Here is a 25,092-nt window from a genome sequence, read left to right as displayed (position 1 = left end):
GATATCAGGAACGGGCCCCTATGCTGCGTGGACCTGTGGGGATTTGAACCCCAGACCCCCTCGATGCGAACGAGGTGCGCTACCAGACTGCGCCACAGGCCCTTGCAACGAGTGAAACCTTAGCACCCCGATCGGGGTGCTTGGAAATCCGTTCCCTGCCCCGGCCGCGCGACACCCACAGGTGGGACGGGTGGCCGCCGCGCCTACTCGTTGGCCGCGCGCGGCCGCTCCCCGTCCTCGTACTGATCGAAGAGGGGCGTACGTCCCCGCTCGCGCGCCCGGCGCGCGGACGCGGCCCGGCGTGCGTCGCAGCGTTCGTCCTCGTCCGCCTTGTCCTCGGCGTGGGACGGCTCCCCCGCCTCGGCGTCCTGGGCCGCACCGTCCTGCCCGGCACCGGACTCGGAACCGGCGCCATGCCCCTCCCGCTCCCCGGCGACCGAGCTGGACCGCGCCGAGCTCCACGCGTCCGGCGCACCCAGGTCCACGTCCGAGGTGGCCCGCGGAGCGACCGGCGCCGTCACGTACGTCGGCAACGGCACCGGCACCGGCTCCCAGCTGTCCCCGTGCCCCGGCCTGCGCTGCCGCTCGCGCTGCTGGTCGACCCACTCCGCGTGGTCGGTCTGCTCGACGAGGGCGCGCCGGTCGGCGGCGAGCGCCGACAGCCCGGGGTCCTGTCCCGGCTCTGGTCCCTCGTCCGGTTCGTCCGCGTCGATCGCTTCGGCCGTCGGGCGTCGGCGCGGGTGGCGCGCACGCTCCTTCAGCCGCTGCGCCGCCGCCTCGGCCCGCTGCCGGTCCATCTGGTAGGCGAAGCGACGGCGCTCCTGGGAGCGCAGGTAGGCGATGTATCCGCTGAGCAGCACGGCGGGCACGCCGGGCGCCCACAGGAACGCGAGCCCGCCGACGGCGGCGACGACCGCGCCGAGCGTGAAAGCGATGAAGAGCACCACGGTGGTACGTCTACGGCGCGCGAGTGCCTTCGTACGCCGGGCGCGCGCCGCGGCGGCTTCCGCTGCGGGCGAGCGCCGGGCTGCGGGCACCTGCTTGCGCGCCGGAGCGGATCCGGATGCCGATGCCGGGGCATGCGGGGCCGGGGCGTGCGGGGCCGGTTCGGCCGCTCTCTCGCGCGCCGGCTCACGCACCGCTTCCCTGCGCGCCGGCGCCTCCGCGCGCACGTCCGCGCGCACTTGCGGGCGCGTCGGAGGCATGGCGAAGGCCCGGACGTCCACCGAGTCGGTGACGGCATCCGGATCGACGGCGCTGGGCTCCTCCTCCTCGGTGGAGCGCGCCCGCAGGTCCTTGGCGTACCGGCGCTCCATCCCCGCCCGTCCGGACAGCAGCCGGATGGCGGTGCTGAAGCGTTCCGTCGGACGGGCCTCGTTCAGCTCGTCCTGCCTACGGAGCCACATCGGCACCAAGTAGGCGGCCCAGGCCCCGACAATGACTGCGTAGATGAGGCCGCTGCTGCTCACGCCTCACACGGTAGAGGGATTCGCGTGAGGCCATCCGCCAATTGGGCCGGTGTGTCGCACGATCTGGCTGATATTTCGAGCTTTTTTTGTGACCGATGCGATCAGCAGGTCGCCGGAGCCGCGAATTTAATGCCCTGAGACGATCGCCACCCGATCATTCTCGAACATTTATTCAATTACCCGAGTCGCTAGGTGGGATTCCCCGGCGTGTTCTGCGGGTTCCGGGGCGTGGTGTGCGGGGCCTTCTGTGAACGTGTCCGCCGCCACCGCCCGAGCAAGCCTTCCGGCACCTCTTCCGCGGTGAGGGCGAAGACGAGATGGTCGCGCCAGGCCCCGTCGATGTGGAGATAACGGGGCCGCAGCCCCTCCTCACGGAATCCGAGTTTCTCCACGACCCGGCGGCTGGGCCCGTTCTCCGGGCGAATGCAGACCTCGATGCGGTGCAGTCCGACGGTCCGGAAACAGTGGTCCGCGACGAGCGCCACGGCCGTCGGCATCACTCCACGGCCGGCCACCGACTCGTCCACCCAGTAGCCGACATGCCCCGAACACATCGAGCCCCAGGTGATCCCGGCGACGGTCAACTGCCCGACGAGCCGTCCCTGGTACTCGATGACGAACGGCAGCATCCGGCCCGCGTTCGCCTCGGCCCGCAGATGGCGCACCATCTGCCGGTAGGTCGGCCGGTGAGCGATCGGTCCGCTGGGCGTGGGCGGCGGGATGGTCGCCTCCCAGGGGCGCAGCCAGTCACGGTTGCGCCGGTTGACCTCGCGCCAGGCCCGCTGGTCGCGCACCTTTATGGGCCGGAGGACGACGTCGCCGTCCGTCAGCACGACGGGCCAGGATGGGCTGTTCAGCTCGCACCCCCAGTGCCGGCCCCGGGTCTGGGGTGGTCGCCGCCGCGGATCTGGTCGACGGCGTGGACCAACAGGGGCTCCAGGACGGCGAGTCCGTCCTTCACTCCGCCGGTGGAACCCGCCAGGTTGACGATCAGGGTCCGTCCCGCCACTCCGGCCAGGCCGCGCGAGAGCGCGGCGGTCGGCACCTTCGCCCGCCCGAACGCCCTGATGGCCTCGGCGATGCCCGGCACCTCGTGGTCGATCACCTCGCGGGTCGCCTCGGGGGTCCGGTCGGTGGGCGAGATGCCGGTGCCGCCGGTGGTGACGACGACGTCGTATCCGGCGTCGACGGCGGCGCGCAGGGCCGCCCGGACAGGGTCCCCGTCGGGTACGACCTGCGGTCCTTCGACGTCGAAGCCGAAGCCCTTCAGGCCCGCGGCGATCAACGGACCGCCCTTGTCCTCGTAGACCCCGGCGGCAGCCCGGTTGGAGGCGGTGACCACAAGAGCGCGATACGTCATGCCCGGCTCCAGTCGCCCGACTTGCCGCCTGTCTTCTCCTCCACCCGCACGTCCGTGATGACCGCTCCCTTGTCGACCGCCTTGACCATGTCGATCACGGTGAGCGCGGCGACGGAGACCGCGGTGAGGGCTTCCATCTCGACGCCCGTGCGGTCCGTCGTTTTGACCGTGGCGAGGATCTCCACGGCGTCGTCCGCGACCGACAGATCCAGTTTCACACCCGACACCGACAACGGGTGGCACAGCGGGATCAGATCCGGGGTGCGCTTGGCGCCCATGATGCCCGCGATCCGCGCGGTGGCGAGGGCGTCGCCCTTGGGGACGCCCTCGCCGCGCAGCAGCTCGATCACCCGGGGCGAGACGAGGACCCGACCGCTGGCGCGGGCGGTGCGCGCGGTCACGTCCTTGTCGGATACGTCGACCATGCGGGCGGCGCCCGCCTCGTCGATATGAGTCAGTCGGTCCTGCGTACTCATGCTGTGCGGCGCTCCCGGTCCCGGCCCCTCGCGGTACGGCGCGCGAGCCTGTTGTGCGCGACACGGTACCGCCAACCAGGAGCACTCAGCCGAGCAGGACTACCTCGACCTCGGTGCCGGGCTCGACGGACTCCACGTCCTCCGGGACGACGATCAGCGCGTCCGCGTGCGCGAGGGCCGCCACCAGATGCGACCCGGCACCGCCGACCGGGGTGACCGTGCCGTCGGAGTAGGTCCCGCGCAGGAACTGCCTGCGTCCCTTCGGCGAGGTCAGTGCCTTGCCGGCGGTCAGCTTCGCGGTCACGCGGGGCCGGTGCACGTCCTCCAGGCCCATGAGAGCGCGGATCGCGGGACGCACGAACAGTTCGAAGGAGACGTACGACGAGACGGGGTTGCCCGGCAGCGCGAGGAGCGGGGTGTGGTCGGGGCCGATGGAGCCGAAGCCCTGGGGCTTGCCGGGCTGCATGGCGAGCTTGCGGAAGTCGATGCCGCTGCCGGCCTCGTCCTCGTCGCCGACGGACGACAACGCCTCCTTGACGACGTCGTACGCCCCCACGCTCACGCCGCCCGTGGTGACCATGAGGTCGGCGCGGACGAGCTGGTCCTCGATGGTGTCGCGGAGGGTCTCGGCGTCGTCGGCGACGGCGCCGACGCGGTAGGCGATGGCGCCGGCGTCGCGGGCGGCGGCGGTGAGGGCGAAGCTGTTGGAGTCGTAGATCTGGCCGTTGCCCAGTTGCTCGTCGGGCTGGACGAGTTCGCTGCCGGTGGACATGACGACCACGCGCGGGCGCGGGCGCACGCGCACGGTGCCGCGGCCGATCGCGGCGAGCAATGCGATCTGCGGCGGGCCGAGGACGGTGCCGGCCTCGAGGGCGCGGTCGCCGGCCTTCACGTCGCTGCCCTTCGCGCGTACATGCGCGCGTGCTTCGGCGGGCCGGTGCACGTGCACGTGCCCCTCGGCGCCCTCGGGGGCCAGGGCGCGGGCGCGCATCCCGGTCGCGGGCCCCTCGCCCAGGCCTCCGTCGGTCCATTCGACGGGGACGACGGTCTCGGCGCCGGGCGGCAGCGGGGCGCCGGTCATGATGCGGGCGGCCTGGCCGGGGCCCACGTGGAGCAGCTCGGCCTGGCCCGCCGCGACGTCCCCGACGACGTCCAGGACGGCGGGGAACTCCTCGCTCGCGCCCGCGACATCCGCGACCCGCACCGCGTACCCGTCCATGGAGCTGTTGTCGAACGGCGGCAGGGAGACCGGCACCGTGACGTCCTCGACCAGGACGCAGCCCTGGGCGTCGAGGAGTTGCAGCTCGATGGGTTCCAGGGGGCGGACGGTCGCGAGGATGTCCTCCAGGTGTTCGTCCACCGACCAGAGGTGGTCCTGGCCGGTGGTGTGGGGCGCGGCGCTGCTCAACGTTGCTACATCTCCTCGGCTACGTAACTGCGAAGCCAGGTCCGGAAGTCCGGGCCCAGGTCTTCACGTTCGCACGCGAGTCTGACAATGGCACGCAGATAGTCACCACGGTCGCCGGTGTCATAGCGACGGCCCTTGAAGACGACGCCGTGCACCGGGCCGCCGACCTTCTCGTCCGCCGCGAGCTGCTGGAGGGCGTCGGTGAGCTGGATCTCGCCGCCGCGGCCGGGCTCGGTCTTGCGGAGTATGTCGAAGATGTGCGGGTCGAGGACGTAGCGGCCGATGATCGCGTAGTTGGACGGGGCGTCGGCCGGGGCCGGCTTCTCGACGAGGTCGTGCACCTTGACCACGTCGCCGTCCTCGGTGGCGTCGACAGCCGCGCATCCGTAGAGGTGGATCTGCTCGGGCTCGACCTCCATGAGCGCGATGACGCTGCCGCCATGCCGCTCCTGAACCTCGACCATCCGCTTGAGCAGCGGGTCGCGCGGGTCGATCAGGTCGTCGCCGAGGAGGACGGCGAAGGGCTCGTGGCCGACGTGCGGCGCCGCGCACAGGACGGCGTGACCGAGGCCCTTGGGGTCGCCCTGGCGGACGTAGTGCATGGTGGCGAGGTCGCTGGACTCCTGCACCTTCGCGAGCCGGCCGGCGTCGCCCTTCTTCTGAAGCGCCGATTCCAGCTCGTAGTTGCGGTCGAAGTGGTCCTCAAGCGGTCGCTTGTTGCGGCCCGTGATCATGAGGACGTCGTCGAGACCCGCGGAGGCGGCCTCCTCGACCACGTACTGGATCGCCGGCTTGTCGACGACCGGCAGCATCTCCTTGGGAGTGGCCTTGGTGGCCGGCAGGAACCGGGTGCCGAGGCCTGCTGCGGGGATGACAGCCTTGCTGATCCGAGGGTGAGACTGAGTCATGCGCGCAACCTTATCCGGTGCCTTTGCAGGGAATCTGGGGCTCCGGTTAATTAGCTCTGATATGAGCGTATTGGAAGGGTACGGGAGCGACCTGTGAGTCATGTCGGACGTCCTGGAGAGCCTGACAAGCGAATGTTGCGGCGAGAGTTCCTCGCGGTGAGGAACAGGTTGACGGCCGATGACGTGCGAAAATCCGCGACCGCGCTGGCCGGGCGGGCGCTCGGGCTGCCCGAGCTGGCGCGGGCGCGCACGGTGGCGGCCTACGTCTCGGTGGGAAGCGAACCCGGCACGCTCGCGCTCCTGGACGCGCTGCGCGCGCGGGGCGTGCACGTCCTGCTCCCGGCGCTCCTGCCCGACAACGATCTGGACTGGGGCGCGTACACCGGGGCGGGCTCCCTCGCCCGCGTCCAACACGGCGGAAAGATGGCCCTCTTCGAGCCTTCCGGGGAGCGTCTGGGCCCGGAGGCCGTGACCGGCGCCGACGTCGTGCTGCTGCCCGGTCTGGCGGTCGACGCGCGCGGCATGCGGCTGGGGCGTGGCGGGGGGTCGTACGACCGGGTGCTGGCCCGCCTGGAGCACGCGGGCGTGCACCCCGCCCTGGTGGTGCTGCTCTACGACTCCGAGATCGTCGAGCGCGTCCCGGAGGAGGCGCACGACCAGGCGGTGCACGCGGTGGTGACGCCGTCGGGTGTGCGCCGCTTCCGGGACGACGCGTGAGCCGCGGCAGGTGAGCGCATGCGAACGGGCCCTCCACGCGTGCGTGGAGGGCCCGTTCGACGATTCGCCGTCAGTGGCTCACGGCTTCAGTACGAGTGTGTCGCTCGTGTTCTTGTCGACAGCGTCCTTCGAGAAGGACCAGTCCAGCAGTTCGCCCTTGACCCACTTGCTCGTCTGGTCGGTGTAGTGGGCGCTGTAGGCGTGCCCGGAGGCTCCGGTGAGGTTGATCCACTTGGACTTGTCGAGGTCGCCGAGGTTGACCACCATCCGCATCGACGGCACCCAGATGACTCCGTAGCCGCCGGCGGCGTTCCAGCCGGTCGCGTTGACGGTGGCCTCGCCGCCGCTGAGCTTCCAGGGACCGCGGTTGAGGGCGTACCGCACGATGCCGGGGCCTTCGGTGCCGAGGGTCTGGTTCTTCAGGAACAGGCGGTGCAGCCGGCCCCAGCTCCAGGTGTCGATGTCCTTGCCGAGTTTGGCGGTGAGCTCCCAGCGGGCGTCGATCATGGCGCGCTTGAACAGCTGGTCGCGGTTCTCCGCCTTGGGGCGGTCCCCCACGCCGGCGGGCGTCTTCCACCAGTCGCTGTTCTCGTCCTCCATGAGGTTGCGCACGACCTCGAACCAGCGGTCGCCGCCGTCCGGCTGCGCCTGGTCGGCGTCACGCTGACCGCACTCGCGGACGTTCTCCGTCTCGTCGGCGGGGCCGGTGGTGTTGACGGGTTCGACCCACAGGCACTGGCCCTTGACCCGCAGCTCCTTGGGCAGCTTGTTGCCGAAGGCGAGCTTGAGGATGTTGCGCCAGACCGAGTTGAAGTAGGCGGCGGCCGCCGAGTCGGCGTCCTGGGTGTAGTCCCAGCCCTCCAGCAGCTTCTGCGCCTCGCGGACGTCCTTGTCCTCGATGTCGATCTTCAGCAGCTTGGGCACGAGCAGCTTGGCGATCTCGCTGCTGTTGTCCAGCTGCATCTGGCGCATGTCGTCGGTGGAGATCTTGCCGCCGTCGTCGATCTTCGACTTGATCAGGTCGGTGATGCGCTGGCTGCGGGCGCCATAACCCCAGTCGGTGGTGAGCGTGTAGGGGTACTTGTCCTTGTCGATCACGGCCTGGTTGGCGGTGACGATGTACCCGCGCGCGGGGTCGTACTCGTAGGGGAGCTGGTCCTGCGGGATGTAGCCGGTCCAGCGGTACTTGGAGTCCCAGCCGGGCTGCGGGATCGAGCCGTCCACGCCCTGCGCGCGCGTGGGGATCTTTCCGGGGAGGGTGTAGCCGATGTGGTCCTCGGTGTCCGCGTAGACCAGGTTCTGCGACGGCACGTCGAACAGGGCCGCGGCCGCGCGGAAGTCGTTCCAGTTCGTCGCCTTGTCCATCGCGAACACGGCGTCCATGGAGGTGCCCGGGTCCAGGGCGGTCCAGCGCAGGGAGATGCCGTAGCCGTCGCCGCGGTCGGGTGCGGCGGTGTCGACGGTGGCCTTCTTGCCGACCTTGACCAGTTCGTCGTTGCGGTCGGACAGCAGGGGGCCGTTGTTGGTCTCACGGACGACGATCGTCTTGGACTCACCGCCGGCGACCTTGATGGTCTCCTCGCGCGTGGTGAAGGGCTTCACCTTGTCGTCGTACAGATAGCCGTTGCTGCTGAGCTTCTCCAGGTAGAGGTCGGTGACGTCGACGCCGGAGTTGGTCATGCCCCAGGAGATGTCCTGGTTGTGGCCGATGACGACGCCGGGCATGCCCGCGAAGGTGTAGCCGGAGACGTCGTACTGGCACTTGCTGGAGACGGTGCGGCAGTGCAGGCCCATCTGGTACCAGACGGACGGCAGCGAGGCCGACAGGTGCGGGTCGTTGGCCAGCAGCGGCTTGCCGGTGATGGTGTGCGAGCCCCCGACGACCCAGGAGTTCGAGCCGATGCCGTTGCCGTTCACGCCGACGGCCGCGGGAAGGTCCTCCAGGAGGCCGTAGAGGCCCGAGAGCTGGCTCGTGAGAGCTGTGGTGCCCGAGGCGGACGCGGTGCCCGTGGTCCCGCTCGTGGAAGTGCCGGTGCCGGTGCCGGTCCCTGTGGCCGTCCCCGCCCCCGTCCCCGTGCCCGAGGTGCTGCTGCCCTGCTCGAACGTCTTGGTCAGCTCGTCGTACTGGCCCTCCTGGACGATCGCCTTGTTGCGGCTGTAGGGGTAGTCCGGGTACAGGTCCTTGATCTGCTTGGGGCCGAGACGGCTCGTCATCAGGGCCCGGTCGACCTCGTCCTCCATGTTGCCGCGCAGGTCCCACGCCATCGCCTTCAGCCAGGAGACCGAGTCGACGGGGGTCCACTGCTGGGGCTTGTAGTCGTTGACGAAGCCCAGGGCGGCGTACTCGAGGGAGATCTCCTTGCCGTCCTTGCCGTCGAGGTAGGCGTTGACTCCCTTGGCGTATGCCTGAAGGTACTTCTTGGTGGAGGCCGACAGCTTGGTGTCGTACTCCTTCTTCGCGACCCGGTCCCAGCCGAGCGTGCGCAGGAACTCGTCCTCGTCGACCAGGCTCTTGCCGAACATCTCCGACAGGCGCCCGGAGGTCATGTGGCGGCGCACGTCCATCTCGTAGAACCGGTCCTGCGCCTGGACGTAGCCCTGCGCCATGAACAGGTCCTCGTCGGACGCGGCGTAGATCTGCGGGATGCCGTAGCCGTCGCGCTTCACGTCGACCGGTCCGGACAGGCCCTCGAGCGTGATCGAACCCTTGGTCTGCGGGAAGGAGGCACGGACGGTGCTGATGGACCAGTACGCCCCGTAGGCGACGCCGCCGATGATGGCCAGTACCAGGAAGAGGACGATCAGACGGGCTTTGCGCCCCTTTTTCCTGCCGGACTTGCCGGGCTTCTGACCCGATGAGGCGGTGGTGTTGGGGGGCATCGCTGTCCTTGCTGTCCTAACGCGAGCGGCAGGCGGGGCTGTGACTTTGAATGAGCGCTGGAGCAACCATAGGCGCAGGGCCTGACGCCACTTGACGCGGAGTCGGGAACGAGCGCGGACGGACGTTCGATCTTGCCTTCAGGAGTGTCAAGAAATCGTCAAGAGTTAGGTAAGGTAACGAAGTACTTGGATGCGGAGACCCGCCTCTTCGTGTCCTATGTACGTGAGCCCACGCGCGCGTGATGCCCGTGGGCCAGGGAAGGGAACAGCCGCTGACCGTCCACGACCTCAACCAGCTTCTGCTCGTCTGCTCGCTCGTCCTGCTCGTCGCCGTCGCAGCGGTCCGGATCTCCTCGCGCAGCGGGCTCCCCAGCCTGCTCGTATATCTGGGCATCGGCGTCGCGATGGGCCAGGACGGCGTCGGCGACATCCACTTCGACAACGCCGAGCTGACCCAGGTCATCGGATACGCGGCCCTGGTCGTGATCCTGGCCGAGGGCGGACTGGGCACGAAGTGGAAGGAGATCAAGCCCGCGCTGCCGTCCGCCACCGCGCTGGCGCTGGTCGGGGTCGCGGTGAGCGTCGGGGTCACGGCGACGGCCGCGCACTATCTCATCGGGCTGGAGTGGCGCCAGGCGCTCATCATCGGGGCGGTCGTGTCCTCGACGGACGCGGCGGCGGTCTTCTCCGTACTGCGCAGAATCCCCCTCCCCGCGCGCGTGACGGGCACCCTGGAAGCCGAGTCCGGCTTCAACGACGCCCCCGTGGTCATCCTGGTCGTCTCCTTCTCCACCGCGGGCCCGGTCGAGCACTGGTACGCGCTCCTCGGCGAGATAACCCTGGAACTGGTCATCGGCGCCGCCATCGGCATCGCGGTCGGCCTGCTGGGCTCCTGGGGACTCAGGCACGTCGCGCTGCCCGCCTCCGGCCTCTACCCGATCGCCGTCATGGCGATCGCCGTGGCGGCGTACGCGGCCGGCGCGCTGGCGCACGGCAGCGGCTTCCTCGCCGTCTACCTCGCCTCCATGGTGCTGGGCAACGCCAAGCTGCCGCACTGGCCCGCCACACGCGGTTTCGCCGAAGGGCTCGGCTGGATCGCCCAGATCGGCATGTTCGTCCTGCTCGGCCTGCTGGTCACCCCGCACGAGCTGGGCGACGACGTGTGGCCCGCCCTCGTCATCGGGCTGGTGCTGACCATGGTCGCGCGCCCGCTGAGCGTCGTGCTGTGCCTGACGCCGTTCCGGGTGCCGTGGCAGGAGCAGACCCTCATGTCCTGGGCCGGGCTGCGCGGCGCCGTGCCCATCATCCTGGCGACGATCCCCATGGTGAACGGTGTCGACGGCAGCCGCCGCATCTTCAACATCGTCTTCGTCCTGGTCGTCGTCTACACCCTGATCCAAGGGCCGACGCTGCCCTGGCTCGCCCGTCAGCTGCGGCTGGGCGGGGACGCGGAGGCCGCCGACCTCGGCATCGAGTCGGCGCCCCTGGAGCGGCTGCGCGGACACCTGCTGTCCGTCGCGATCCCCGACGGCTCGAAGATGCACGGCGTCGAGGTCAACGAGCTGCGGCTGCCGGCCGGGGCCGCCGTCACCCTGGTCGTCCGCGAGGGAAAATCGTTCGTTCCGCTGCCCACCACGGTGCTGCGGCGCGGGGACGAGCTACTGGTGGTCGCCACGGATCCCGTGCGGGACGCGGCGGAGCGACGGCTGCGCGCGGTGGGACACGGCGGAAAGCTGGCCGGCTGGCTGGGCACGAACGGGGAGACGCCGCGGCGCTGACCGGGGCGGCGTGGCGCGCGATGTCGTTAAGGACGTGTTTCGTACGGTTCACACCCCCGACAATCGCAGGTGAACAGGGCTCATGGTGCTCGTTTTCACAGGCGCACCAGCCGTTGATCCCTGTACGATGAAGGCGCATTCTGATCGAACCAACTCTGCCTGACGCAGTGCTGGCGCGACCGTATGGCGGCCGAGACGCCCCTCCGCAGTGGGCCCGGTATCTACCGCAGCGCGCAAGAGGACAGCTCTCGGCGCCCCCGCACAGGCGCGCTACCAGGCGGCAGAAAGGCACGGGCCGTGGCATCCACGGTCACCGCACGCCCGGGATACGGGCAGCTGCTGCGCACCCGCGGCGCCTGGACGTTCCTGCTCCCCGGCTTCGCGGCACGTCAGCCGTTCGCGATGCTGACGATCTCCATCGTGCTGCTCGTGCAGCACACCACCGGCTCGTACGGCGCGGCAGGCGCCGCCGCAGCCGTCACCGGCGTCTCCATGGCCCTGTTCGCGCCCTACAGCGGGCGCCTCGCCGACCGCCACGGGCAGCGCGCCGTACTGATCCCCGGCGTGCTCGTGCACACGGCGTCAGGTCTGACGCTGACGGCGCTCGCACTCTCGCACGCGCCCCTGTGGGCGCTGTTCGCCGCGGCCGTCCCCACCGGCGCCTCGGTGCCCCAGGTCGGCCCGATGGTGCGCGCCCGCTGGGGCGTGAAGCTCCAGGGCTCGCCCCTCATGACCACCGCGGCGGCGTTCGAGTCCGTCACGGACGAGCTGACCTTCGTCTTCGGCCCGCTGCTGGCCACCGCGCTGTGCACCGCCGTCGACCCGGCCGCGGGCCTGCTGACGGAGTCGGCGCTGACCCTGCTCGGCGGTCTGCTGTTCGCCGCGCAGAAGAGCACGCAGCCACTGGTCACCCTCGACAAGCACGCGCGCGTGGAGCACGGTTCCGCGCTGCGCGTGCCCGGCGTGCGCGTGCTGATCGTGACGTTCCTGGGCATCGGTTCCGTCTTCGGCGGTATGCAGGTCTCGCTGGCCGCGTTCACCGAGTCGATCGGCGAGCCCGGTCTGAACGGTGTCCTGTACGGCGTCTTCGCGGCGGGCAACATGCTCTCCGGGATCGTCTGCGGTGCCATCGCGTGGAAGGTGGCTCCGCAGCGGCGCCTCGTGGTCGGGTACGGCGCGCTCGCGCTGGTCGCCTCCGGACTGTGGGCCGCGCACTCGGTGCTCGCGCTCGCCGGGCTCGGCCTTCTGGTCGGCATGTGCATCGCGCCCGCGCTGATCACCGGCTACACGCTGGTCGAGAGCCTGGTGCCGGCCGGTGCCCGCACCGAGGCCTTCACCTGGCTGACCGGCGCGGTGGCGCTCGGCCAGGCGGCCGCCGTCACGGCTGCCGGACAGCTGGAGGACCGCTTCTGGAACGGTGCAGGATTTCTCGTCCCGATGGTCGGCACACTGCTCGCCCTGGCGACCCTGCTGGCCCTGCGGTCACGCCTGACGACGCGCCCCCGGACCCGGACCGTCGCACGTGGCGTCGGTCACCGCGTGCCGGTGGCGGTGGACTGATCCCCGGGAATACGTCACTATGGACCATCGTTAGCACTCATTGAGTGAGAGTGCCAGGAGGAAGACAGTGCCGACCTACCAGTACCAGTGCACCGAGTGCGGCGAGGGCCTCGAGGCGGTGCAGAAGTTCACCGACGACGCTCTGACCGAGTGCCCCAACTGCCAGGGCCGCCTCAAGAAGGTGTTCTCCGCAGTCGGCATCGTCTTCAAGGGCTCCGGCTTCTACCGCAACGACAGCCGCGGCTCCTCGTCGAGCACCTCGCCGGCGTCGTCGAAGCCGTCGACGTCCACTCCGTCCACCTCGACGCCGTCGTCCTCGGACTCGAAGTCGTCGAGCACCGGCACCTCCTCCAGCAGCACCTCCGCCGCTTAAAGACGCCTCCGCGGGACCCTGTCGTCGTACGACGACAGGGTCCTCGGTGTTTCCGGAGCTCTTCTCTGCCCGCTGCGGGGGCCAGCTAGTGTGCGGGTCATGGCGAACGCAGAGATCGGCGTAATCGGCGGCTCGGGCTTCTACTCGTTCCTCGAGGACGTGACCGAGATCCAGGTGGACACCCCGTACGGACCGCCCAGTGACTCCCTGTTCCTCGGTGAGATAGCGGGCCGTCGGGTCGCCTTCCTGCCCCGGCACGGACGCGGCCACCATCTGCCGCCGCACCGGATCAACTACCGCGCCAACCTGTGGGCACTGCGGTCGGTCGGGGCGCGCCAGGTCCTCGGTCCGTGTGCGGTGGGCGGTCTGCGCCCCGAATACGGGCCGGGCACGCTGCTCGTGCCGGATCAGCTGATCGACCGTACGAAGTCCCGCGTGGGGACGTACTTCGACGGGCTGGCGCTGCCGGGCGGCGGTGTGCCCAACGTGGTGCACGTGTCGCTGGCCGACCCCTACTGCCCCGTCGGGCGGGCGGCCGCGCTGAAGGCCGCGCACGGCCGGGACTGGGAGGCGGTGGACGGCGGGACCCTGGTCGTGATCGAGGGGCCGCGCTTCTCGACGCGTGCCGAGTCGCTGTGGCACCGGGCGCAGGGCTGGTCGGTGGTGGGCATGACCGGCCACCCCGAGGCGGCGCTCGCCCGTGAACTCGAGCTCTGCTACACGTCGTTGACCCTGGTCACGGACCTCGACGCGGGTGCCGAGACCGGTGAGGGCGTCTCCCACGACGAGGTGCTGCGGGTGTTCGCGGCGAACGTGGACCGGCTGCGGGGAGTGCTGTTCGACGCGGTGGCCGCGCTGCCGGCGAACGAGGAGCGGGACTGCCTGTGCACCACGGCGCTGGGCGGCATGGATCCCGGGTTCGAACTGCCGTGACGCTGTGGAGAACGGCACCACGGCACGGGCGGAACTGCTCGTTCGGGTGAGGGAGTTGTCCACAACCGGCTGGTGATCCACCTGTCTCGGCGGGCGGCGGCGCGAGACCCCATCGTGGCCTTGCAAGCCGATCCCTCGTGACAGGTGGTGGTTCCCGTGTCCTTCGCTCCGTCTCCCCCGCCCTTCTCCCCTCTTGCTCCGCGTCCGCCGGGCACCGACGCTCCCGCGACGTGCGAGGTGCCGCACTTCGCTCCCGTGCGGGTACGCGGCGGGCGGTATCAACTGGCCCGGCTCGTACGGCATCGCAGGCGGGCCGTGGCGGCGGGCCTGGCGGTCACCGCGGCCGCGCTGGTGGCCGTCGGCCCCGGCGACTCCGACGGGGCGCGCGGGCATCCCGTGGCCACGCCGGTGCGGGAGCGTCGCGCCGTGGAGATGGTGACGGCACCGGTGCGGATCGCCGACGGGGCCACGGTGCTGCTGTTGCGGCCCGGTGACCGGGTCGATGTGATCGCCGCCGGGACGACGGCGACGGGAGGCGACGCCCCCCGGGTGCTCGCGCGCGGGGTCCGGGTGAGGAAGGTGCCGGAGCCTGTGGAGGGTGCCGCGGAGAGCGGGGCGCTGGTCGTGCTCTCGGTGCCGCGTCCGGTCGCGGTGCGTCTCGCGGGCGCGAGCGCCACGGCACGGCTGGCGGTGACGTTGTGTTGAGCCGTGCGGTCCGCCTGTTGCGCGGATTCCTGTCAAGTCCCTCGTTCGAGCTACCCAATTGGACAGGGGCGCCTCGCGTTGACGTAGGTTGCGGAGCTGTTTGTTCCACAACCTGTGCGTGCGAGGAGAGTCCCCTAGGTGAGCGAGAAGAAGCCGAGCATCCTGGATGGCTTCAAGGCCTTCCTGATGCGCGGGAACGTCGTCGATCTGGCAGTCGCGGTGGTCATCGGCGCCGCCTTCACCAACGTCGTCAACTCCGTGGTGAAAGGCGTGATCAACCCGCTGGTCGGGGCGGTCGGCACCAAGAACCTCGACAGCTACAGCTCGTGTCTGAAGGACCCGTGCGAGGTGACGGCGGACGGCACCGTGGTGAGCGGCATCCCGATCCGATGGGGCACCGTGCTCGGCGCGACGCTCAGCTTCGTGATCACCGCGGCGGTCGTCTACTTCCTGATGGTCCTGCCGATGTCGAAGTACCTGGCCCGGCAGGAGGCCCGCAGGAAGGCCAAGGAGGGCACGCAGGAGGTCATGGAGGTGACCGAGCTGGAGGTCCTCAAGGAGATCCGCGACGCACTGGTCGCGCAGCGGGGGTCCGGGCACGACGAGCGGTGACGGACACGGCCCGCCTCCTCTGCGGGGCGGCCGTGCGGCTCGCTCAGAGGTGGTGGGGCGGCTTCTCGTCGAGGAAGCGCTTCAGGTCGGCCGCGCTGTCGGCGCCGGTTCGCTCGCCCCAGCCGCGGTCCGTGTCGTCCGAGGACTGCTGGTCCAGCGGGTCGTCGAAGATCAGCGACGGCTTCGGGGCGCGCGGCTCGGGGGCGGGGTCGGGGGCGGGGTCGGAGGCGGGGCTCATGCGTCCAGGGTACGACCCCGGGAGGCGACGACCGTCCTGGTCATTCCCGACGGCGGTCATGGTCCGCGCCTTCCGTATCTGCTGTGCTTGGACGCATGACGTCGTCCAGCACCACTCCCTCCCCGGCGCCCTTGGGCAGGCTCACCGCCCGCAGCCGCGACGAGGCCCACCGGGTCGCCTCGCCCCTGGAACTCTTCTTCGACCTGTGTTTCGTCGTGGCCATCGCCCAGGCGGGCCTGCAACTCGTGCACGCCGTGGCCGAGTCGCACGCGGGCGAAGGAATCCTCAACTACGCGATGGTCTTCTTCGCCATCTGGTGGGCCTGGATGAACTTCTCCTGGTTCGCCTCGGCGTACGACAACGACGACGTCCTCTACCGGGTCGTCACCCTGGTCCAGATCGCCGGCGTGCTGGTGCTCGCGGCCGGGGTGTCCAAGGCGTTCGAGGACCATGACTTCCTGGTCGTCTGGCTGGGCTACGTGATCATGCGGCTCGCCATGTCGACGCAGTGGCTGCGGGTGGCCAGATCGAGCGAGGGCCCGGAGAGGACGACGGCCCTGCGCTATGCCGGCGGCGTGCTGCTCTGCCTCGTCGGCTGGTCGGGGCTGCTGATCCTGCCCGAGGGCGGGCGGCCCTGGGTGTTCCTGGTGATGGCGATCATCGAGATGTGCGTGCCGCGGTACGCGGAGAAGGACTTCCCCACCTCCTGGCATCCGCACCACATCTCCGAGCGCTACGGCCTGTTCACGATCATCGTGCTCGGCGAGACGATCGCCGCGGCCACCGTCGCCGTGAAGACGGGCGTGGACGAGAACGACGCGCTCGGTGAACTGCTGCCGATCGCCGTGGGTGGCCTGCTGATCGTCTTCTCCGCGTGGTGGATCTACTTCGTCGTGCCGATCCACGGCCATCTGCGTTCCAACAAGCAGGCCTTCCTGTGGGGCTACGGCCACTACCTGATCTTCGCCTCGGCGGCCGCGATCGGCGCCGGCCTGGAGGTCGCGGTCGAACAGGCGGTGGGCAAGGCGCACATCTCCACACTGGCCGCGTCGGCCGCGGTGACCCTTCCCACCGCGCTCTACCTGCTCACCGTGTGGGCCCTGCACTCGCGCCACTTCAAGGTGGGCATCGCCCAGCAACTGGTGCTGCCGACCACGGCACTCCTCGTGATCCTCTGCACGTTCCTGGGCGACTGGGCCGTGCTCGTGGCGGGCATCGTCTCGGCGCTCGCCGTGGCGACCGGGGTGACGCTGACGGCGCGCATGGCGACCCGGGAGAGCAAAGCGACGGCCCCGGTCGTGTGACCTCCTGGGGCGTCGACGGTCCCTGGACGAGACTGGTCCCATGACAGTTGACGCTCTGACCGACGTCACCGGCGTGCGCGTGGGACATGCGACGCGCGTCGGCGATGGTTGGCTCACCGGTACCACCGTCGTGCTCGCACCCGAGGGCGGTGCCGTCGCCGCCGTGGATGTGCGCGGCGGCGGCCCCGGCACCAAGGAGACCGACGCCCTCGACCCGCGCAACGTCGTGCAGAGGGTCGAGGCGATCGTGCTGACCGGCGGCAGCGCGTACGGGCTCGACGCCGCATCCGGTGTGATGGCGTGGCTGGAGGAGCAGGGGCGCGGGGTGCCTGTCGGGCCGGATCCGGCGCACGTCGTTCCCGTCGTACCCGCCGCCTGCGTCTTCGACCTGGCACGGGGCGGTGACTTCCGGGCCCGGCCCGATGCGGCCACGGGCCGGGCCGCGGTCGAGGCGGCCGCGGCGAGCGCGATCGGCGCGGCGGTGCGGGAAGGGGGCGTGGGCGCGGGTACGGGGGCCGTGGTCGGGGCGATGAAGGGCGGAGTCGGTACCGCGAGCACCGTTCTCGACTCGGGGATCACGGTCGCCGCGCTGGTGGTGGCCAACGCCGTGGGCTCCGTGGTGGAGCCCGAAACGGGCATCCTGTACGGGGAGTTGCTCCAGGGACGCGTCGACTCTCCGGATGTTCGGGTCCACGAGGCCGCGCTCCGGCGCCTCGCCGAGACCGCGGCGAACAACGCGCCGCCTCCGCTGAACACCACGCTCGCCGTCGTCGCCACCGACGCGGCACTGTCGAAGGCGCAGGCGCAGAAGCTCGCCGGAACGGCGCATGACGGCATCGCGCGCGCCGTGCGGCCCGTGCACCTCCTCCACGACGGCGACACGGTGTTCACGCTGGCGACGGGGCAGCGCGCACTCGACTCCGAGCACCCGCTTGCCCTCAACCCGCTGCTCGAGGCCGGCGCCGACGTGGTGACGCGCGCGATCGTGCGGGCCGTGCGCGCGGCCCGGTCGGTGGACGGGCCGGGCGGGACGTGGCCGTCGTACGGGGAGTTGTACGAGGGGCGGTGACGGGGCCCGGTCGGCCGTGTCGGGCCCGGAGCCGGTGGTGGGGCGCTGGGGGCGAGGTGCGGGGCGCTGGGTGCGGGGCATGGCCGCCGCGCCCGCCCGGGGCATACATCGCGGCGCGCGCGGCTCCGGCACCCGCCGGTCCGCGGTGGCGCATTTCGTACGGACGATTGTCCCGGTTGTGTCACGTGATGGCGTTCACGGCTGTCGGAGGGAACCCGACCGGTCATGGATTCGCTCTTTCTCCACGCATGGGAGCGGATCACGCACATCACACGAAACGGGAGTAGCTCGTGACAACGCCGAACATATCAGCGCGGCGCACACTCGGGGCCTGTGCCGTCCTGGCGGTCGGCGCCCTCACCCTCACCGCCTGCGGGGGCGGCGCCGACGCCGGGAAGGACGACGGCAAGGCGGGCGGGGGGTCCGCCAAGTCGTCCGAGGCGAAGATCGCCATATCGGCCAAGGACGGTTCGACGGGTGCGTCGATCAACACGACGGGGGTGAAGGTCAGCGACGGCGAGCTGACCGGCGTGAAGATGACCGTGGCGGGGACGGGGCAGTCGGTGCCGGGGTTCATCTCGGCGAACGGCGGCAGTTGGACGCCGAAGGAGCAGTTGGAGCGCGGGACGAAGTACGAGATATCGGCGAGGGCGAAGGACTCCGACGGGCGGACCAGCGCGGCCGACTCGACCTTCACGACGGTCAGCGAGGCCAACAGCTTCATCGGGACGTACACGCCGGACAACGGGACGACGGTGGGCGTCGGGATGCCGGTGTCGTTCACCTTCGACAAGGCCATCAGCGACAAGAAGGCCGTGCAGTCGCACATCACGGTCTCGTCCAGCAGCGGGCAGAAGGTGGTCGGGCACTGGTTCGGCTCGCAGCGGATCGACTTCCGGCCCGAGGAGTACTGGAAGGCCGGCTCCAAGGTCACGATGAAGATCGACCTGGACGGCGTCGAAGGCGCGAACGACGTCGTCGGGGTGCAGAAGAAGACCGTCACCTTCACGATCGGGCGGTCGCAGGTCTCCACGGTCGACGCCGACACCCAGACCATGACGGTCGTGCGCGACGGGAAGACCCTCAAGAAGGTCCCGATCTCGACGGGTGACGCCCAGAACACCACGTACAACGGCCAGATGGTGATCTCCGAGAAGTCCGCGAAGCTGCGCATGGACAGCCGGACGGTCGGCCTCGACAACGCCTACGACATCCCGGACGTGCCGCACGCGATGCGACTGACGCAGTCGGGGACGTTCCTTCACGGCAACTACTGGTACAACAAGGCCAATCCGCCCTTCGGCCGGCAGGCCACCAGTCACGGCTGCGTCGGACTGCAGGACGTCCAGGGCGGGCAGGGCGACACGAACGCCAAGTGGTTCTACGACCAGTCCATCCTCGGGGACGTCGTGATCGTCAAGAACTCCCCCGACAAGACGGTGGCGCCGGACAACGGGCTCAACGGCTGGAACATGTCGTGGACCGAGTGGGCGGCGGGAAGCGCGGTTTGAGCGCCCGCCGAACGACGGGGCGCACGCGGGCGGCGGGGCGCCTCCCAGGGCGCCAGGACGCGGCAAGTACCTTCTGACCGGCGGTTTTTGACGGATCTTCGGGTCGCGTGGGAACTTCTCACGCGACCTGAGCGTTTTCTGTGCGCACGTTTTCTCGGTTCCCGGACATGATGTCCGACCGAGGGGCTACGGTATGCACCCACAAGGTGACATGCAGCAACGCCGGGAGAAACCTTGAGCGTTCCGTACGAGACAGCAGCGTACGAGCCACGCGAGTCGCCCGAGTCTCCGGAGGAGCATCTCGCGCGACTTCTCGGCCGTGCGCTGAACTCCTTCGAGCTGCCCGACGAGACGATACGGCGACTGGACTGCGCGCTCGCGCACGACAGCTCGCTGCACTCCGCGCACCACAGCGCGGGGCTGCACCGCGAGACGTACCGCCACACCTGGCTGCTCGCCGACGGCTCGGCACTCACCCTCTGGGAGCTGGTTCACAACACCGCGCCGGGCAGTGTCCCGCAGCACGAGGTGTACGTCGACGAGGAGGAGCTGCGCGCCGCCACGGCACGGCTGCCGCTGCCGCCGGACGCACCGGACTTCGAACTGCCGGTGACGGTGCAGCTGTCGCCGATCCCCGCGCCCCGGCACGCGTACGTGCCCGACGACTCGGCGGATCACGCGCGCCGGCTCCTGCGCCGCGCGGAGAACCCGGACCGGCCGGACGCGGAGACGGCCACGCTGCTGACGACGGCGTTCGCGCACCAGATCACACAGGCTTTCGGCAGGCCGTGCCGTGCGGGGCGGATCGGGCTGTGCTTCTCGCTCTACGAGCACGCGTTCCTGCTGCGCGACGGCAAGGAGATCTCCCTGTGGGAGGTCGAGCACACGGCCACGCCCGACGGGCGGCACATGTGCGAGGTATACGTCTCCGAGGACGCGGCGCGCGACGCGATGGAGCGGCGCGCGGCCCGGGTTTCCTAACCCGCTCCACGCATCCGGGGCTCCTGCCCCGCATCGGCCGCTCGGTCAGCGGCCGTCGCTGAGCTGTCGCACCAGTCCCGCGAACGCGTCGTGCTCCGCCGGAGTCAGCTGGACGGACTCCAGTTCGGGGCCGGTCCGCCGCTGGTACGGGAGGGCCGGGAGGGGGGCGGAGGTCCGCCACAGGGCGGCCTCGCGGCCGCGGCGCAGGACGCGGGTCAGGCCGATCACCCAGACGACGGTCGCCAGGGCGAGGACGGCCATGCCCGTCAGCTGGTAGATCGAGACGTGCTCAGGCATGCGCCCCAGTAGACACCACGGTCCGGGACTTTGACCCCGGACCGTGACGTATCTCGCAGGTGCCGTGAACAACTCACAGCCACCCAAAGGGACACAGGGCCGATGAAACGGCTGCGGCCGGTCACAGCCCCGTCCCGCCAGGGTTGCGACCGGCCGGCCTTGCCGGGGCGGGCCGGGTGCGCCCGCCCCTGCCTCCCGCCGCTTACGCCGCCACGGGCTGCTTCGCCTCCGCCGCCGGAGCCGCCGCGGACTCGTCGGAGCCGGTGGCCGTGCCGTCCGGGGCCGTCTTGCGCAGGCCCTTGAGGACGATGACCAGGCCCGCCGTGATCGCCGTACCGATGGCGATGGCCAGCAGGTATAGGAACGGCTTGCCGATCAGGAAGGTGACCCAGATGCCGCCGTGCGGGGCGCGCAGGGTCGACCCGAAGGCCATGGTGAGCGCGCCGGTGACCGCGCCGCCCGCCATGGAGGCGGGGATGACGCGCAACGGGTCGGCCGCGGCGAACGGGATCGCGCCCTCGGAGATGAAGGAGGCGCCGAGGATCCAGGCCGCCTTGCCGTTCTCGCGCTCGGTGGTGGTGAACAGCTTCTTGCGGACGGTCGTCGCGAGGGCCATGCCGAGCGGGGGCACCATGCCGGCGGCCATCACGGCGGCCATGACCTTCATCGCGGAGTCGCTCGGGTCCTGTACGGCGATGCCGGCGGTGGCGAAGGCGTACGCGACCTTGTTGACCGGGCCGCCCAGGTCGAAGCACATCATCAGGCCGAGGAGGACGCCGAGGAGGATGGCGTTGGTGCCGGAGAGGCCGTTGAGCCAGTCCGTCATCGCCTTCTGGGCCTCGGCGATCGGCTTGCCGATCACGATGAACATCAGGAAGCCGACGACGATCGACGAGACCAGCGGGATCACGACCACCGGCATGATGCCGCGCATCACCGGTGGGATCTTGATCCGCTGGATGCCGAGGACGACCGCACCGGCCAGCAGACCGGCGACCAGGCCGCCGAGGAAGCCCGCGGCGATGTTGACGGAGATCATGCCGCCGACGAAGCCGGGCACGAGGCCTGGCCGGTCCGCCATGCCGTAGGCGATGTAGCCGGCGAGGACGGGGATCAGGAAGCCGAAGGCGACGCCGCCGATCTGGAAGAGCAGCGCGCCCCAGCTGTCGATCTGGCCCCAGTCGAAGTGCTCCATGACCGGCTTGGCCTCGTTGATCTGGTAGCCGCCGATCGCGAAGCCGAGGGCGATCAGCAGACCGCCGGCCGCGACGAACGGGACCATGTAACTCACGCCGGTCATCAGCCACTTGCGCAGCTTGGTGCCGTAGTTGTCACCGGCGTCGCCCGCGCGCTCGACGGGCGTGGAGCCGGTTCCGGGCGCCCCGGTCACCTCACCGCGCGCCGCCTTGCCGCGGACGTCGCCGATCAGTTCCGCGGGACGGTTGATGCCCGCCTTCACGCCGACGTCGACGGTCGGCTTGCCGGCGAAGCGGTCCTTGTCGCGTACGGGGACGTCATGGGCGAAGATCACGCCGTCCGCCGCCGCGATGACGGCCGGGTCGAGCCGGGTGAAGCCGGCCGAGCCCTGCGTCTCGACGACGAGTTCGACGCCCGCCTCGCGGCCCGCGTTCTCCAGCGACTCGGCCGCCATGTACGTGTGGGCGATGCCGGTAGGACAGGAGGTGACGGCGACGATCCGGAAGGGGCGCTCGCCCTGGCCGGAAGCGTTGCCCGTGGCGGCATCGGCGGAGGCCGCCCCCGACGCCGCCACGGAGTCTGCGGAGGCGCCCACGGAGGCACCCACGGCGCTCTTCGCGCCCTCGGAAGCACCGCCCTCGTCGGCGGAAGCGGACGCGCCCTCGACGGCATCGCCAGGATCAGCGCCCGCGTCCGTCGCCGGCGCGTCCCCGCGGATCAGCGCCGCGGCACCCGCCGCGTCCCCCGCCGATCGCAGCGCGTCGGTGAACTCGGAGTTCATCAGCTGCCGCGCCAGCGAGGACAGGATCGTCAGGTGGGCGTCGTCGGCACCGGCGGGCGCCGCGATCAGGAAGATCAGGTCGGCGGGACCGTCCGGCGCACCGAAGTCGATCCCGGCCGCGCTGCGCCCGAAGGCGAGCGTCGGCTCGGTGACGTGCTCGCTGCGGCAGTGCGGGATGCCGATGCCGCCGTCGAGACCGGTCGGCATCTGTGCCTCGCGGGCGGCCACGTCGGCGAGGAAGCCCTCCAGGTCGGTCACCCGGCCCAGGGTCACCATGCGCTGGGCGAGGGCGCGTGCCGCCGCTTCCTTGGTGTCGGCGGACAGGTCGAGATCGACCAGGTCCGCGGTGATCATGTCGCTCATCGCGGGCTCCTTCGCACGCGTATCGCCCGGGGGGAGAGGTGGGCGAGGGCGGGGGTGGGGACGGGGGTGCGGGTGGGGAAACAGGGGGTGGTGGGGGCGGAGCCGGGGAAGCCCCGCCCCCACCGGGCGGCAGGGCGGCTCAGGTGGCCCCGCCTCCCGCAGGCCGCGGCGAGTAACGGGGAGCCTCGCCGCTTCATGGCCGGTCCATCGGGGAGTGCGCCGTACGCCGTCGGCGCCGGCACCGTCGTAGAAGCCGTCAGGTCCCTCATGACACCGGCTCCTTCAGCACACGGTCCACGGGCACCTCGGATGTCACTGAGACCGCGGACGGGTCCAGGTCGTCCGGCGTCGGCATCACGCTGCCCGGCAGCTGTACCGCCGCCGCGCCGTGCGCGACCGCCGAGGCGAGGGCCTTCGGGCCGCTGCCGCCGGCGATCAGGAAGCCGGCCAGGGAGGAGTCGCCGGCGCCCACGTTGCTGCGGACGGCGTCCACCCGCGCGCTCGCGAACCAGGTGCCCGCGCCGTCCACGAGCAGCTGTCCGTCCGCGCCCAGGCTCGCGAGCACGGCGCGTGCGCCCATCTCGCGCAGTTCCTCGGCCGCCTTCACCGCGTCGCCCACGGTCGACAGGGGGCGCCCGACGGCTTCCGCGAGTTCCTCCGCGTTCGGCTTCACCACGTCGGGCCGCTCGCGCAGCGCCTCCAGCAGAGCCCGCCCCGAGGTGTCCAGCGCGATCCGAGCGCCCCCGGCGTGCGCCCGCGCGACCACCTCGGCGTACCACGACGGCGCGAGCCCCCGCGGCAGGCTCCCGCAGCACGCGATCCAGTCCGCGTCGCGCGACTGCGCGCGCACCGTCTCCAGGAGCAGCTCCTGCTCCTCCGCCGACAGCTCGGGACCCGGCGCGTTGATCTTCGTGAGCACCCCGTCCGCCTCCGCGAGCGCGATGTTCGAGCGGGTGGCGCCCGCGACCGGGACCGGGGCGACCTCGATGCCCTGTGCGTCGAGCAGATCCGCCACGAGCGCCCCCGGCGCACCGCCCAGGGGCAGTACCGCGACCGTGCGCTGTCCGGCGGCCGCCACGGCGCGCGAGACGTTCACGCCCTTGCCGCCGGGGTCCATGCGCTCGCCGGTCGCGCGGATGACCTCGCCGCGCTCCAGTGACGGAACCTCGTACGTGCGGTCCAGGGACGGGTTCGGGGTGACGGTGAGGATCATGCGCGCACTACTTCCGTGCCACCGCGTTCGATCGCGAGGGCGTCTTCGGGGCTCAGCCCGCTGTCGGTGATCAGCAGGTCCACGTCGCTCAGGTCGCCGAAGCGGGCGAAGTGCTCCTGGCCGTGCTTGGCGGAGTCGGCGAGCAGCACCACGCGGCGGGCGGCCGCCACGGCCGCCCGCTTCACCGCGGCCTCGGCGAGGTCGGGGGTGGTCAGGCCGTGGTCGGCGGAGAAGCCGTTGGCCGCCACGAAGAGGACATCGGCCCGGATCTCGCCGTACGCGCGAAGCGCCCAGGCGTCGACGGCGGCGCGGGTACGGTTCCGCACGCGCCCTCCGACGAGGTGGAGCTGGATGCCGGGGTGGTCCGCGAGGCGGGCCGCGATCGGCAGGCTGTGGGTGACGACGGTGAGGGAGGCCTCCAGCGGGATGGCGGCGGCGAGGCGCGCCACCGTCGTGCCGGCGTCGAGGATCAGGGTGCCCTCGGTCGGCAGTTCCGCGAGGGCGGCCTTGGCGATGTGGTCCTTCTCGTCGGCCGCCGTCGTCTCGCGCTCGGCGAGGTCCGGCTCGAAGTCCAGGCGCCCGGCGGGGATGGCACCGCCGTGCACCCGGCGGAGAAGGCCCGCACGGTCGAGGGCCTTTAGGTCCCGGCGGATCGTCTCCGCGGTGACCTGGAACTCCTCGGCCAGCGACACCACGTCCACCCGCCCGCCGTCACGCGCGAGCCGGAGAATCTCCTGCTGCCGCTCCGGTGCGTACATGTCCGTTCGCCTCCGACTCAACGTCCGGTCGCTCCCGACCGATGCCCGAACTTGTGGTTTAGCTCGGAGGCTACGCCCGGATTTCCGGAAAGTAAACAGGTTCGGGCATCACCCGGACATGAACGGGCGCGAAGGTCGGGTATGAACGGACTTCCGGCCCGCCCCCGGACCATCCGTCGGGCCTGCTCACGGCAGACGGAA

23 protein-coding genes and 1 tRNA gene are annotated in these 25,092 nt (G+C 70.8%); 11 read left to right on the top strand and 13 right to left on the bottom strand.

What is annotated here, in order from left to right:
* Window positions 1-28 precede the first annotated feature (28 nt).
* From ACIOHP_RS11850 to galU, 7 genes are all read right to left on the bottom strand, one after another.
* Window positions 29-102, bottom strand: a tRNA-Ala gene (locus tag ACIOHP_RS11850).
* A gap of 101 nt (window positions 103-203) precedes the next feature.
* On the bottom strand, window positions 204-1,469 hold the full coding sequence (glpR, locus tag ACIOHP_RS11845; RefSeq protein WP_401886053.1) for a gephyrin-like molybdotransferase receptor GlpR: 1,266 nt from the start codon (window positions 1,467-1,469) through the stop codon (window positions 204-206).
* A 188-nt stretch (window positions 1,470-1,657) separates the two neighbouring features.
* Window positions 1,658-2,302, bottom strand: coding sequence for a GNAT family protein (locus ACIOHP_RS11840; RefSeq protein ID WP_361538235.1), 645 nt, complete (start codon window positions 2,300-2,302; stop codon window positions 1,658-1,660).
* A 20-nt stretch (window positions 2,303-2,322) separates the two neighbouring features.
* Entirely contained in the window at window positions 2,323-2,829 is a 507-nt protein-coding gene (locus ACIOHP_RS11835) for a molybdenum cofactor biosynthesis protein B (protein ID WP_401886050.1), read from the bottom strand.
* On the bottom strand, window positions 2,826-3,305 hold the full coding sequence (gene moaC, locus ACIOHP_RS11830; protein WP_266497560.1) for a cyclic pyranopterin monophosphate synthase MoaC: 480 nt from the start codon (window positions 3,303-3,305) through the stop codon (window positions 2,826-2,828). Before moaC ends, ACIOHP_RS11835 begins: the two co-directional genes overlap by 4 nt.
* A gap of 85 nt (window positions 3,306-3,390) precedes the next feature.
* Window positions 3,391-4,713, bottom strand: coding sequence for a gephyrin-like molybdotransferase Glp (glp, locus tag ACIOHP_RS11825; protein WP_307029518.1), 1,323 nt, complete (start codon window positions 4,711-4,713; stop codon window positions 3,391-3,393).
* 5 nt (window positions 4,714-4,718) lie between these two features.
* Complete coding sequence (gene galU / locus ACIOHP_RS11820) at window positions 4,719-5,621, bottom strand: UTP--glucose-1-phosphate uridylyltransferase GalU (protein WP_361485200.1); 903 nt, start codon at window positions 5,619-5,621, stop codon at window positions 4,719-4,721.
* Between the two features lie 132 nt (window positions 5,622-5,753).
* Here galU and ACIOHP_RS11815 point away from each other — a divergent pair, with 132 nt between their 5' ends.
* Window positions 5,754-6,338, top strand: coding sequence for a 5-formyltetrahydrofolate cyclo-ligase (locus tag ACIOHP_RS11815; RefSeq protein ID WP_401886046.1), 585 nt, complete (start codon window positions 5,754-5,756; stop codon window positions 6,336-6,338).
* A 78-nt stretch (window positions 6,339-6,416) separates the two neighbouring features.
* Here ACIOHP_RS11815 and ACIOHP_RS11810 read toward each other — a convergent pair whose 3' ends face one another.
* Window positions 6,417-9,218 (bottom strand): penicillin acylase family protein, encoded by a 2,802-nt coding sequence (locus ACIOHP_RS11810; protein ID WP_401886043.1) that lies wholly within the window; start codon window positions 9,216-9,218, stop codon window positions 6,417-6,419.
* 242 nt (window positions 9,219-9,460) lie between these two features.
* On the opposite strand from ACIOHP_RS11810, the gene ACIOHP_RS11805 reads away from it, so the two are divergent.
* From ACIOHP_RS11805 to mscL, 6 genes are all read left to right on the top strand, one after another.
* Window positions 9,461-10,996 (top strand): potassium/proton antiporter, encoded by a 1,536-nt coding sequence (locus ACIOHP_RS11805; protein WP_361538244.1) that lies wholly within the window; start codon window positions 9,461-9,463, stop codon window positions 10,994-10,996.
* Window positions 10,997-11,293: 297 nt separating this feature from the next.
* Window positions 11,294-12,556 carry an MFS transporter gene (locus ACIOHP_RS11800; protein WP_361538246.1) on the top strand — a complete coding sequence of 421 codons (1,263 nt, stop codon included), beginning with the start codon at window positions 11,294-11,296 and terminating at the stop codon, window positions 12,554-12,556.
* Window positions 12,557-12,623: 67 nt separating this feature from the next.
* The gene (locus tag ACIOHP_RS11795; RefSeq protein ID WP_361485190.1) at window positions 12,624-12,929 is read left to right on the top strand and encodes an FmdB family zinc ribbon protein; all 306 of its coding nucleotides are present in this window, start codon (window positions 12,624-12,626) and stop codon (window positions 12,927-12,929) included.
* A gap of 99 nt (window positions 12,930-13,028) precedes the next feature.
* Window positions 13,029-13,862, top strand: a complete 834-nt coding sequence (locus tag ACIOHP_RS11790) for an S-methyl-5'-thioadenosine phosphorylase (protein WP_401886040.1) — start codon at window positions 13,029-13,031, stop codon at window positions 13,860-13,862.
* 156 nt (window positions 13,863-14,018) lie between these two features.
* Complete coding sequence (locus ACIOHP_RS11785; RefSeq protein WP_401886036.1) at window positions 14,019-14,567, top strand: hypothetical protein; 549 nt, start codon at window positions 14,019-14,021, stop codon at window positions 14,565-14,567.
* Between the two features lie 138 nt (window positions 14,568-14,705).
* The gene (gene mscL / locus ACIOHP_RS11780) at window positions 14,706-15,179 is read left to right on the top strand and encodes a large conductance mechanosensitive channel protein MscL (RefSeq protein WP_361485184.1); all 474 of its coding nucleotides are present in this window, start codon (window positions 14,706-14,708) and stop codon (window positions 15,177-15,179) included.
* 43 nt (window positions 15,180-15,222) lie between these two features.
* Here the strand turns inward: mscL and ACIOHP_RS11775 are convergent, their stop codons facing one another.
* On the bottom strand, window positions 15,223-15,417 hold the full coding sequence (locus ACIOHP_RS11775) for a hypothetical protein (RefSeq protein ID WP_401886033.1): 195 nt from the start codon (window positions 15,415-15,417) through the stop codon (window positions 15,223-15,225).
* A 95-nt stretch (window positions 15,418-15,512) separates the two neighbouring features.
* Here ACIOHP_RS11775 and ACIOHP_RS11770 point away from each other — a divergent pair, with 95 nt between their 5' ends.
* The 4 genes from ACIOHP_RS11770 (at window position 15,513) to ACIOHP_RS11755 (ending at window position 20,282) form a co-directional block, all read left to right on the top strand.
* Window positions 15,513-16,721 carry a low temperature requirement protein A gene (locus ACIOHP_RS11770; RefSeq protein WP_401886031.1) on the top strand — a complete coding sequence of 403 codons (1,209 nt, stop codon included), beginning with the start codon at window positions 15,513-15,515 and terminating at the stop codon, window positions 16,719-16,721.
* A gap of 40 nt (window positions 16,722-16,761) precedes the next feature.
* Complete coding sequence (locus ACIOHP_RS11765; RefSeq protein WP_401886028.1) at window positions 16,762-17,790, top strand: P1 family peptidase; 1,029 nt, start codon at window positions 16,762-16,764, stop codon at window positions 17,788-17,790.
* A 290-nt stretch (window positions 17,791-18,080) separates the two neighbouring features.
* The gene (locus ACIOHP_RS11760; RefSeq protein ID WP_401886026.1) at window positions 18,081-19,301 is read left to right on the top strand and encodes an Ig-like domain-containing protein; all 1,221 of its coding nucleotides are present in this window, start codon (window positions 18,081-18,083) and stop codon (window positions 19,299-19,301) included.
* A gap of 234 nt (window positions 19,302-19,535) precedes the next feature.
* Entirely contained in the window at window positions 19,536-20,282 is a 747-nt protein-coding gene (locus tag ACIOHP_RS11755) for a DUF6227 family protein (protein WP_361485175.1), read from the top strand.
* A 45-nt stretch (window positions 20,283-20,327) separates the two neighbouring features.
* On the opposite strand, the gene ACIOHP_RS11750 is transcribed toward ACIOHP_RS11755, so the two are convergent.
* The 4 genes from ACIOHP_RS11750 to ACIOHP_RS11735 form a co-directional block, all read right to left on the bottom strand.
* A complete protein-coding gene (locus ACIOHP_RS11750; RefSeq protein WP_361538263.1) occupies window positions 20,328-20,579 on the bottom strand; it encodes a hypothetical protein in 252 nt (83 codons plus the stop codon).
* A gap of 202 nt (window positions 20,580-20,781) precedes the next feature.
* Window positions 20,782-22,920 (bottom strand): fructose-specific PTS transporter subunit EIIC, encoded by a 2,139-nt coding sequence (locus tag ACIOHP_RS11745; RefSeq protein ID WP_401886020.1) that lies wholly within the window; start codon window positions 22,918-22,920, stop codon window positions 20,782-20,784.
* A 265-nt stretch (window positions 22,921-23,185) separates the two neighbouring features.
* Window positions 23,186-24,133: a 1-phosphofructokinase gene (pfkB, locus tag ACIOHP_RS11740; protein ID WP_401886017.1), complete on the bottom strand. Its 948-nt coding sequence runs from the start codon at window positions 24,131-24,133 to the stop codon at window positions 23,186-23,188.
* Window positions 24,130-24,891 (bottom strand): DeoR/GlpR family DNA-binding transcription regulator, encoded by a 762-nt coding sequence (locus tag ACIOHP_RS11735; protein ID WP_361538269.1) that lies wholly within the window; start codon window positions 24,889-24,891, stop codon window positions 24,130-24,132. The genes pfkB and ACIOHP_RS11735 overlap by 4 nt, the downstream gene beginning before the upstream one ends.
* Window positions 24,892-25,092 lie beyond the last annotated feature (201 nt).

The organism is Streptomyces sp. NPDC087859, assembly GCF_044742595.1.
Classification (GTDB): Bacteria; Actinomycetota; Actinomycetes; order Streptomycetales; family Streptomycetaceae; genus Streptomyces; species Streptomyces canus_F.
This window is presented reverse-complemented; position numbering and strand designations above follow the sequence as displayed.

Coding starts and splice junctions, on each gene's coding strand:
- ACIOHP_RS11835 (WP_401886050.1), bottom strand. CDS start 2,829: ATGACGTATCGCGCTCTTGTGGTCACCGCCTCCAACCGGGCTGCCGCC.
- moaC (WP_266497560.1), bottom strand. CDS start 3,305: ATGAGTACGCAGGACCGACTGACTCATATCGACGAGGCGGGCGCCGCC.
- galU (WP_361485200.1), bottom strand. CDS start 5,621: ATGACTCAGTCTCACCCTCGGATCAGCAAGGCTGTCATCCCCGCAGCA.
- ACIOHP_RS11815 (WP_401886046.1), top strand. CDS start 5,754: ATGTTGCGGCGAGAGTTCCTCGCGGTGAGGAACAGGTTGACGGCCGAT.
- ACIOHP_RS11810 (WP_401886043.1), bottom strand. CDS start 9,218: ATGCCCCCCAACACCACCGCCTCATCGGGTCAGAAGCCCGGCAAGTCC.
- ACIOHP_RS11805 (WP_361538244.1), top strand. CDS start 9,461: ATGCCCGTGGGCCAGGGAAGGGAACAGCCGCTGACCGTCCACGACCTC.
- ACIOHP_RS11790 (WP_401886040.1), top strand. CDS start 13,029: ATGGCGAACGCAGAGATCGGCGTAATCGGCGGCTCGGGCTTCTACTCG.
- ACIOHP_RS11775 (WP_401886033.1), bottom strand. CDS start 15,417: ATGAGCCCCGCCTCCGACCCCGCCCCCGACCCCGCCCCCGAGCCGCGC.
- ACIOHP_RS11770 (WP_401886031.1), top strand. CDS start 15,513: ATGACGTCGTCCAGCACCACTCCCTCCCCGGCGCCCTTGGGCAGGCTC.
- ACIOHP_RS11765 (WP_401886028.1), top strand. CDS start 16,762: ATGACAGTTGACGCTCTGACCGACGTCACCGGCGTGCGCGTGGGACAT.
- ACIOHP_RS11750 (WP_361538263.1), bottom strand. CDS start 20,579: ATGCCTGAGCACGTCTCGATCTACCAGCTGACGGGCATGGCCGTCCTC.
- ACIOHP_RS11745 (WP_401886020.1), bottom strand. CDS start 22,920: ATGAGCGACATGATCACCGCGGACCTGGTCGATCTCGACCTGTCCGCC.
- pfkB (WP_401886017.1), bottom strand. CDS start 24,133: ATGATCCTCACCGTCACCCCGAACCCGTCCCTGGACCGCACGTACGAG.
- ACIOHP_RS11735 (WP_361538269.1), bottom strand. CDS start 24,891: ATGTACGCACCGGAGCGGCAGCAGGAGATTCTCCGGCTCGCGCGTGAC.